This is a genomic window from Streptomyces sp. NPDC039609 (assembly GCF_055596705.1).
Map to the genome: position 1 here is coordinate 489850 of NZ_JBVIUJ010000008.1, position 8728 is coordinate 498577.

The window sequence follows — 8728 nt, forward strand, 5'->3', positions numbered from 1 at the left end:
CTCTCACACGCCCTCGGCGACAGTCCGTCAACAACCCCCGGTTCCGTTTCCGCGCATCCACTCTTCCATCACGGAGAGCAGGTGATCGGGATCGACGGGCTTGGTGACGTAGTCGGAGGCACCCGACTCGATCGCCTTCTCCCGGTCGCCCTTCATCGCCTTCGCCGTGAGCGCGATGATCGGCAGCCCCGCGAACTGCGGCATCCGCCGGATCGCCGTCGTCGTCGCATAGCCGTCCATCTCGGGCATCATGATGTCCATCAGAACGACCGTCACATCATCGTGCTGCTCCAGGACCTCGATGCCCTCGCGGCCGTTCTCCGCGTACAGCACCGCCAGGCCGTGCTGTTCCAGGACGCTGGTGAGGGCGAAGACGTTGCGGATGTCGTCGTCGACGATCAGCACCTTCTCGCCGCCGAAGGAGAACGTGCGGCGCGGCTCGGAGTCCGCCCGCTCGTCGGCCGCCGTCTGCTCGGTCTGACCGGCCCGGCCGGGCTGGCCCGGCAGCGCCGGCCGCGCGTCCACGCCGCTCGGCGCCGCCTTGCGCCGGTGCCGGAACAGCGCGCCCGCGCCGGAGCGCAGGTCGGCCGCCATCGGCCCGGGCGCGTACTGCGCCCCCTCGCCCGTACCGTCCTCCAGACCCGTCTGCGGGTCGATCGACCCCGGATCCTGTCCGTACCCGTGCGGCGGCAGCTCGCTCGGGCTCAGCGGCAGATAGAGGGTGAACGTCGAGCCACGGCCCGGCTCGCTCGCCGCGTAGATCTCACCACCGAGCAGCCGCGCGATCTCACGGCTGATGGAGAGCCCCAGACCCGTACCGCCGTACTTGCGGCTGGTCGTCCCGTCGGCCTGCTTGAACGCCTCGAAGATCACCCGCATCTTGCCCGCCGCGATCCCGATACCGGTGTCCGTCACGGAGAACGCGATCAGCTCGGCCTCCGGGTCGCGCAGCGAACCGGCCTCCAACAGCTGCTCGCGGATCGACTGCGGCACGTCCGTCCCGGCCGGCCGGATGACCAGCTCCACCGCGCCCGTGTCGGTGAACTTCACCGCGTTGGACAGCAGGTTGCGCAGCACCTGGAGGAGCCGCTGCTCGTCGGTGTGGAGCGTGGCGGGCAGTTCGGGCGAGACCCGGACCGAGAAGTCGAGCCCCTTCTCCGCGGTCAACGGCCGGAACGTCGCCTCGACGTAGTCGACGAGCTGGACCAGCGCGATACGGGTCGGGGAGACGTCCATCTTGCCCGCCTCGACCTTGGACAGGTCGAGGATGTCGTTGATCAGCTGAAGCAGGTCGGAGCCGGCGCCGTGGATGGTCTCGGCGAACTCGACCTGCTTGGGCGAGAGGTTGTGGTCCGCGTTGTCGGCGAGCAGCTTGGCCAGGATCAGCAGCGAGTTGAGCGGCGTACGCAGCTCGTGCGACATGTTGGCCAGGAACTCCGACTTGTACCGCATGGAGACGGCGAGCTGTTCGGCACGCTCCTCCAGAACCTGCCGGGCCTCCTCGATCTCGGTGTTCTTCACCTCGATGTCCCGGTTCTGCCGGGCGAGCAGCTCCGCCTTCTCCTCCAGCTCCGCGTTGGAGCCCTGGAGCTCCTTCTGCCGATGCTCCAGCTCGGCCGAGCGCTCCCGCAGCTGCTCGGTCAGCTCCTGCGACTGCTTCAGCAGCACCTCGGTCTTGGTGTTGACGCTGATGGTGTTGACGGTCGTCGCGATCAGCTCGGCGAGCTGGTTGAGGAAGTCCCGCTGGATCTGGGTGAACGGCTGGAACGAGGCCAGCTCGATCACGCCGAGGACCTTCCCCTCGAAGAGGACCGGGAGCACGATCACATGCGCCGGCGCCGCCTCGCCGAGACCGGAGGAGATCTTCAGATAGCCCGGCGGCACGTTGACCTGAATCGTCCGCTTCTCCTCGGCGGCCGTCCCGATGAGCGTCTCGCCGGGCCGGAAGGAGGTGGGCATGGAGCCGGCGGAGTATCCGTAACTGCCACGCATCCGCAGCTCGTACGAGCCCTCACCCTGCCCGCCGAGTTCGGCGCTGGCCGTCGAGGAGCCGGTCTGCAGCGCCACGAAGAAGGCGCCGTGCTGGGCGGAGACGACCGGCGTCAGCTCGCTCATGATGAGCGAGGCGACGTCGTCCAGATCCCGCCGGCCCTGCATCAGACCGGAGATCCGCGCCAGGTTGCCCTTCAGCCAGTCCTGCTCCTCGTTGGCGAGGGTCGTGTCGCGCAGGTTGGCGATCATGGTGTTGATGTTGTCCTGGAGGGCCTGGATCTCACCCGCCGCGTCCACACCGTCGATCTTGAGGTTGAGATCGCCGCGGGTCACTGCGGTGGCGACCGCCGCGATCGCGCGCACCTGCCGGGTCAGGTTCCCGGCCATCTCGTTCACGGACTCGGTCAGGTCCCGCCAGGTGCCGTCGACATCCCTCACCCGGGCCTGGCCGCCCAGCTGGCCGTCCGTACCCACCTCACGGGCCACACGCGTGACCTCCTCGGCGAAGTTGGACAGCTGGTCGACCATCGTGTTGATGGTGTTCTTCAGCTCCTGGATCTCGCCGCGCGCGTCGATGTCGATCTTCTTGGTGAGATCGCCCTTGGCGATGGCGGTGGTGACCGTCGCGATCTGGCGCACCTGACCGGTCAGGTTCGACGCCATCGAGTTCACCGACTCGGTCAGGTCCTTCCAGGTGCCCGAGACGCCCGGAACCCTTGCCTGACCGCCCAGCTCGCCTTCCGTACCCACCTCGCGGGCGACTCGCGTCACCTCGTCCGCGAACGACGACAGGGTCGTCACCATCGTGTTGACGGTGTCCGCGAGCTCGGCGACCTCGCCACGCGCCTCGACCGTCACCTTCTTGGTCAGATCGCCGTTGGCGACGGCCGCGGAGACCCGGGAGATGTTCCGCACCTGACTGGTCAGGTTGTTGGCCATCAGATTGACGTTGTCGCTCAGGTCCTTCCAGGTGCCGGTGACCCCGCGGACCCGCGCCTGGCCGCCCAGGATGCCTTCCGTACCCACCTCACGGGCGACTCGCGTCACCTCGTCCGCGAAGTTGGACAGCTGGTCGACCATCGTGTTGACGGTCGTCACCAGCTCCAGGATCTCGCCCTTGGCGTCGACGGTGATCTTCTTCGACAGATCGCCCTTGGCGACCGCCGTCGTGACCTCGGCGATGTTGCGCACCTGCGAGGTCAGGTTGTTCGCCATGAAGTTCACGGACTGGGTGAGGTCCTTCCAGGTGCCGGAGACCCCCTGCACCTCGGCCTGACCGCCCAGGATGCCCTCCGTACCCACCTCACGGGCCACCCGCGTCACCTGCTCGGCGAAGCTGGAGAGCTGGTCGACCATGGTGTTGAGGGTGTTCTTCAGCTCCAGGATCTCGCCGCGCGCGTCCACGTCGATCTTCTGCGACAGGTCACCGCGCGCCACCGCCGTGGCGACCTGCGCGATGTTGCGGACCTGGGCGGTGAGGTTCCCGGCCATGCCGTTCACCGAGTCGGTCAGATCGCGCCACACACCGGCGACGCCCGGCACCTGCGCCTGCCCGCCGAGCCGGCCGTCCGTACCCACCTCACGGGCCACCCTGGTCACCTGCTCCGCGAAGGCGGACAGCTGGTCGACCATCGTGTTGATGGTGTTCTTCAGCTCCAGGATCTCGCCGCGCGCGTCCACGTCGATCTTCTGCGACAGATCACCACGGGCCACCGCCGTCGTCACCTGGGCGATCTGCCGCACCTGGGACGTCAGATTGCCGGCCATGAAGTTGACGGAGTCGGTGAGCTCCTTCCAGGTGCCGGAGACTCCGTCGACACGGGCCTGACCGCCGAGGCGGCCCTCCGTGCCCACGTCCCTCGCCATGCGCGTCACCTGGTCGGCGAAGGAGGACAGCTGCGACACCATCGTGTTGACGGTGTTCTTCAGCTCCAGCATCTCGCCCGCGACATCGACGGTGACCTTCTGCGACAGATCACCGTTGGCGACCGCCGTCGTCACCTGCGCGATGTCACGCACCTGACCCGTCAGGTTGCGGAACGCCGTGTTCACCGAGTCGGTGAGGTCCTTCCACGTACCCGCGGCACCCGGCACCTGCGCCTGACCGCCGAGCAGACCCTCGACACCGACCTCACGCGCGACGCGGGTCACCTCCGAACCGAACGCCGACAGCTGGTCCACCATCGTGTTGACGGTGTTCTTCAGCTCCAGCATCTCGCCGGCCACATCAACGGTGACCTTCTGCGACAGATCACCGTTGGCGACCGCCGTCGTCACCTGCGCGATGTCACGCACCTGCGTCGTGATGTTCCGGAAGACGGTGTTGACCGAGTCGGTCAGGTCCTTCCACGTACCCGCGGCACCCGGCACCTGTGCCTGCCCACCGAGCAGACCCTGCGCACCGACCTCACCGGACACCCGGGTCACCTCGTCGGCGAACGTCCGCAGCGTCTCGGTCATCTGGTTGATCGTGTCCGCGAGTTGCGCGACCTCACCGCGCGCGCTCACCGTGACCTTCTGCGAGAGGTCACCATTGGCGACCGCCGTGGTCACCTCAGCAATACCCCTCACCTGATTGGTGAGATTTCCCGCCATCGTGTTGACGGAGTCGGTCAGGTCCTTCCAGACACCGGCGACACCCGCGACCTCCGCCTGACCACCCAGCTCGCCCTCGGTACCCACCTCACGCGCGACACGGGTCACCTCGGAGGAGAACGACGACAGCTGGTCCACCATCGTGTTGACGGTGTTCTTCAGCTCCAGCATCTCGCCGGCCACGTGGGCCGTGACCTTTCGGGACAGATCGCCCTTGGCGACCGCCGTCGTCACGAGAGCGATGTCACGCACCTGCGCCGTCAACCGGTACGCCATGGTGTTGACCGAATCCGTGAGATCCTTCCACGAACCGGACATACCGCGCACCTGAGCCTGACCGCCCAGCTTGCCCTCGGTACCGACCTCGAGTGCGACCCTTGTCACTTCGTCAGTGAACGCCGACAGCTGGTCGACCAGATTGTTCACGGTCCGCGCGACCTTCAGGAACTCCCCGCGCAGCGGCCGCGCGGCCCCGTCGGGCCCGTCCGAACGCAGGTCCATCCGCTGGTCCAGATCGCCCTCCGCCACCGCCGAGAGCACCCGCCCCACCTCGGAGACCGGCCGCGTCATGTCGTCGACCAGCGCGTTCGCGGCCTCGATCGCCGCCGCCCACGCACCCTCGCTGGCCCCCGCCTCCAGACGCTCGGACAGCTTGCCCTCGCGCCCGACCATGCGCCGCACCCGGGACAACTCGCCGGTCAGATGCATCTGCCGGTCGGCGACCTCGTTGAACACGGCGCAGATCTCCGCCATGACCCCGTCGCCGGACACGGTCAGCCGCTTGCGCAGGTTCCCGTCCCGCATCGAGACCAAGGCGGCCAGCAGCCTGTCCATGGCCGCCGCGTCCACCTGCACCGTCCCACCACTCCGGGACCGTCCGCCCTTCGCCCGCGTGCCGCTGCCGCTGTTGCCGCCGCGCCGCGCCGCCGTGCCAGACTCCACCGTGTCCCTCCCGAAGGGGTTGACCGAACTGCCCGGGCCGTCACCACAAGCCTGCCCAGTGTTTCACCGCAGCCGAACCAGGCGATAACAGTTCGGCGACTTCGCATAGCGTCCCCGCCCTCGGGGGACGGAAACAGTGGTGACCGGCATCCGGTCGGACAGCGAAGGTAAGTAACCTGGCATCCGGCTGTCCAACCGCCCCGGTCCGCCCGGCGGGGGTGGGGTGGCGCGAAGACGACCACCGGGCAGCGGGAGGGACAGACCGACCATGGCGGAGCCGGGCGTCGAGAGGCGTACGAGGAGTTCAGTGATCACCGCGCGGGCGGCTGCCACCTTCGACCCCGTCGGGCGGTCCGTCGCGACCGCCCGCGCCTTCGTACGGGACACCCTCCAGGGGTGGGGGTACGCCGAGGTCGTCGACGACGCCGTCGTCCTCACCAGCGAACTCGTCACCAACGCCGTCATCCATGCAGGCACCGCCGCCGACGTGCTGTGCCTGCGCAGCGACGACGGCGTCCGCGTCGAGGTCGCCGACCACTACCCGGAGCGCGAGATCCCCCTGCAGGGCGGCCGCACGCTCGCCCACCCGGACCGGGAGAACGGCCGGGGCCTGCTCCTGTGCGCCGCCCTCGCCACCCGCTGGGGCGTCGAGTACACCCCCACGCACAAACATGTCTGGTTCCAACTCGACCTGCCCGAGCGCTCGATCGGCACCCGCTCCGCCGGCCCGGTCCTCCCGGACGCCCTCCTCCCGGTCGCGGACACCCGCGTCCGCGTCGCCGTCGCCCAGATCGACCGCGGCGGCGCCATCACCTCCTGGAACGAGGACGCCGAGGAACTCTTCGGCTACGGCTCCGAACAGGTCACCGGCAAGCCGCTCGGCGACTTCGCCGCCTGGCCGCACACCCCCGGCATCGGCACCGGCCTCGCCGAGGCCCTCCGACTCTCCCGCTGGGAAGGCAGCTACGGCGTCCGCTGCGCCGACGGCCGCGTCATCCCCGTGTACGCCTCCCATCTGCGCGTCCGCGACGCCGAGGGCGAGCCGTCCACGGTCTGCCTCCTCGTACGGGAGTACGAGCGCGCGGTCCTCCAGACCCCGCAGCGCCCCGCGGGCTCCGACTCGGGCGCCGAGAGCCGCACCGCGGACCCCTTCGAGGTCTTCATCGGCTCCCCCGCCCCGGACGACCTCGACGGCCTCCTGCAGCGCACGGTGGAGCGCGCCCGCGACATGCTCGACGGCGACGCCGCCTTCCTGCTGCTCGCCACGGACGACGAGACCGAGCTGGAGGTACGGGCCACCACCGGACTCCCCTCCGCCCGCCAGCGGTTCGCCCGCGTCCCCGTCGAGACCGGCGCCAGCCGCTACGGCTCCGCCCGGATGCCGGCCGTCCACGAGGACCTGGCCGCCGTACCCGGTGCCGTCCCGCTCCTTGAAGGCACCGGGATGCGCTCGGTCGTCACGGTCCCGCTCAAGGTCGAGGGGCGCCTCACCGGTTCGCTCGGCGTCGCAGCCGAAGGCTCGAACCGCTACTCCAACGAGGAGGCCCTGCGCCTCCAGTTCGCCGCCGACCGCATCGCCCTCGCCGTCGAATCGGCCCGCCTCGGCGAGCTCGAACGGCTCCGTCGCGGCTCCCTCAGCTTCCTCGTCGAGGCCTCCGACCTCCTGGCCGGTACCCTCGACCGCGACCAGACCCTGGCCCTGATGGCCCAGATGACGGTCCCCACCCTGGCCACCTGGTGCGCCGTGTACACGATCGCCGACCAGGTGTCGGAGCCATATCTCTCCTATGTCCTGCACGAGGACGAGGACCGCATCGACGGGCTGAAGGCCCTGCTGTCGTCCATCGCCCCGCCCGACCCGGTGCCCACCCCGGGCGCCCGTGTCTGGGCAGCCCCGGCCGAGGCCGCGCACCGGGTCGCACTCTCCACTTCGCTCCGCGAACTGGGCGAGGGCAGCGGCCCCTTGTCCTCCGGCATCGATACGACGCTGGCCACGGCGGCCGCGGTCGGCGGCGAGACCGTGGTCCTGCCACTGGTCGCCCGGAACCGGGTCATCGGAATGCTCACCCTCGGGAAGCCCTCCGACGACCACTTCCGTCAGGAGATCCTGGAACTGGCCGAGGACCTCTCCCGCCGAGCGGCCCTCGCCCTCGACAACGCCCGCCTCTACTCGGAGCGTATGGCGATCAGTCAGTCCCTCCAGCGCAGCCTGCTGCCCCCTGGTCTCCCCCAGATCCCCGGCGTCGAGGTCGAGGTCATCTACCGGGCGGCCGGCGAGGGCAACGAGGTCGGCGGAGACTTCTACGACCTCTTCCCGATCCGCGACAACGCCTACGGCTTCGCGATCGGCGACGTCTGCGGTACGGGCCCGGAGGCCGCGGCCGTGACGGGCCTGGCCCGGCACGCCCTGCGCCTGCTGGCCCGCGAGGGTTTCGGCGGCCCGGCGGTCCTCGAGCGCCTCAACGCCGCCATCCTCGACGAGGGCGCCCGGAGCCGCTTCCTGACGCTGCTGTACGGCGAGATGTGGCCGCAGGAGGACGGCTCGGCCATCCTGAAGGTCGTCTGCGCCGGGCACCCACTGCCGCTCCGTCTGCGCCAGGACGGCACGGTCGTCCCGGCAGCCGATCCGCAGCCGCTCCTGGGCGTTCTGGACGACCTGGAGCTGTACGAGCAGACGATCACGCTCGACCCGGGTGACGTCCTGCTCTGCGTCACCGACGGCGTCACAGAACGCCGCGAGGGCACACGGATGCTCGGCGACGACGGCCTGATCGAGGTCCTGAAGACGTGTACGGGCCTCACGGCCGGCGCGGTCGCCGCCCGCATTCTGCGCGCGGTCGAGCGCTTCGCCCAGGAGCCCGCCTCCGACGACATGGCCATCCTGGCGATGCGCCTCCCGGAGCCCTTCGACGGCGACTGACCGTTGACCGTGGGCCTGCCCCGAACGGGGCGGTCCCACGTCCCCTTGCATCGTCGGCCCAAAACAAAGAAGGCCCCCGCCATGAGGCGGGGGCCTTCTTTAAGTGGAGCCCTTTAACGGAATCGAACCGTTGACCTTCTCCTTACCATGGAGACGCTCTACCGACTGAGCTAAAAGGGCGGGAGTTCGGCGGCGTCCTACTCTCCCACAGGGTCCCCCCTGCAGTACCATCGGCGCTGAAAGGCTTAGCTTCCGGGTTCGGAATGTAACCGGGCGTTT

At 69.3% G+C, this 8728-nt stretch carries 2 protein-coding genes, 1 tRNA gene and 1 rRNA gene; 1 reads left to right on the forward strand and 3 read right to left on the reverse strand.

Going from position 1 to position 8728, the window contains the following annotated elements:
* Positions 1-27: 27 nt before the first annotated feature.
* Positions 28-5529, reverse strand: a complete 5502-nt coding sequence (locus ACZ561_RS25995) for a HAMP domain-containing protein (RefSeq protein ID WP_470999319.1) — start codon at positions 5527-5529, stop codon at positions 28-30.
* Between the two features lie 268 nt (positions 5530-5797).
* On the opposite strand from ACZ561_RS25995, the gene ACZ561_RS26000 reads away from it, so the two are divergent.
* Positions 5798-8449, forward strand: a complete 2652-nt coding sequence (locus ACZ561_RS26000) for a SpoIIE family protein phosphatase (protein ID WP_470999321.1) — start codon at positions 5798-5800, stop codon at positions 8447-8449.
* A 104-nt stretch (positions 8450-8553) separates the two neighbouring features.
* On the opposite strand, the gene ACZ561_RS26005 is transcribed toward ACZ561_RS26000, so the two are convergent.
* Both ACZ561_RS26005 and rrf read right to left on the reverse strand, forming a co-directional pair.
* Positions 8554-8629: transfer RNA gene (locus tag ACZ561_RS26005), tRNA-Thr, on the reverse strand.
* Between the two features lie 4 nt (positions 8630-8633).
* A 5S ribosomal RNA gene (gene rrf / locus ACZ561_RS26010) occupies positions 8634-8728 on the reverse strand; the annotation flags it as partial.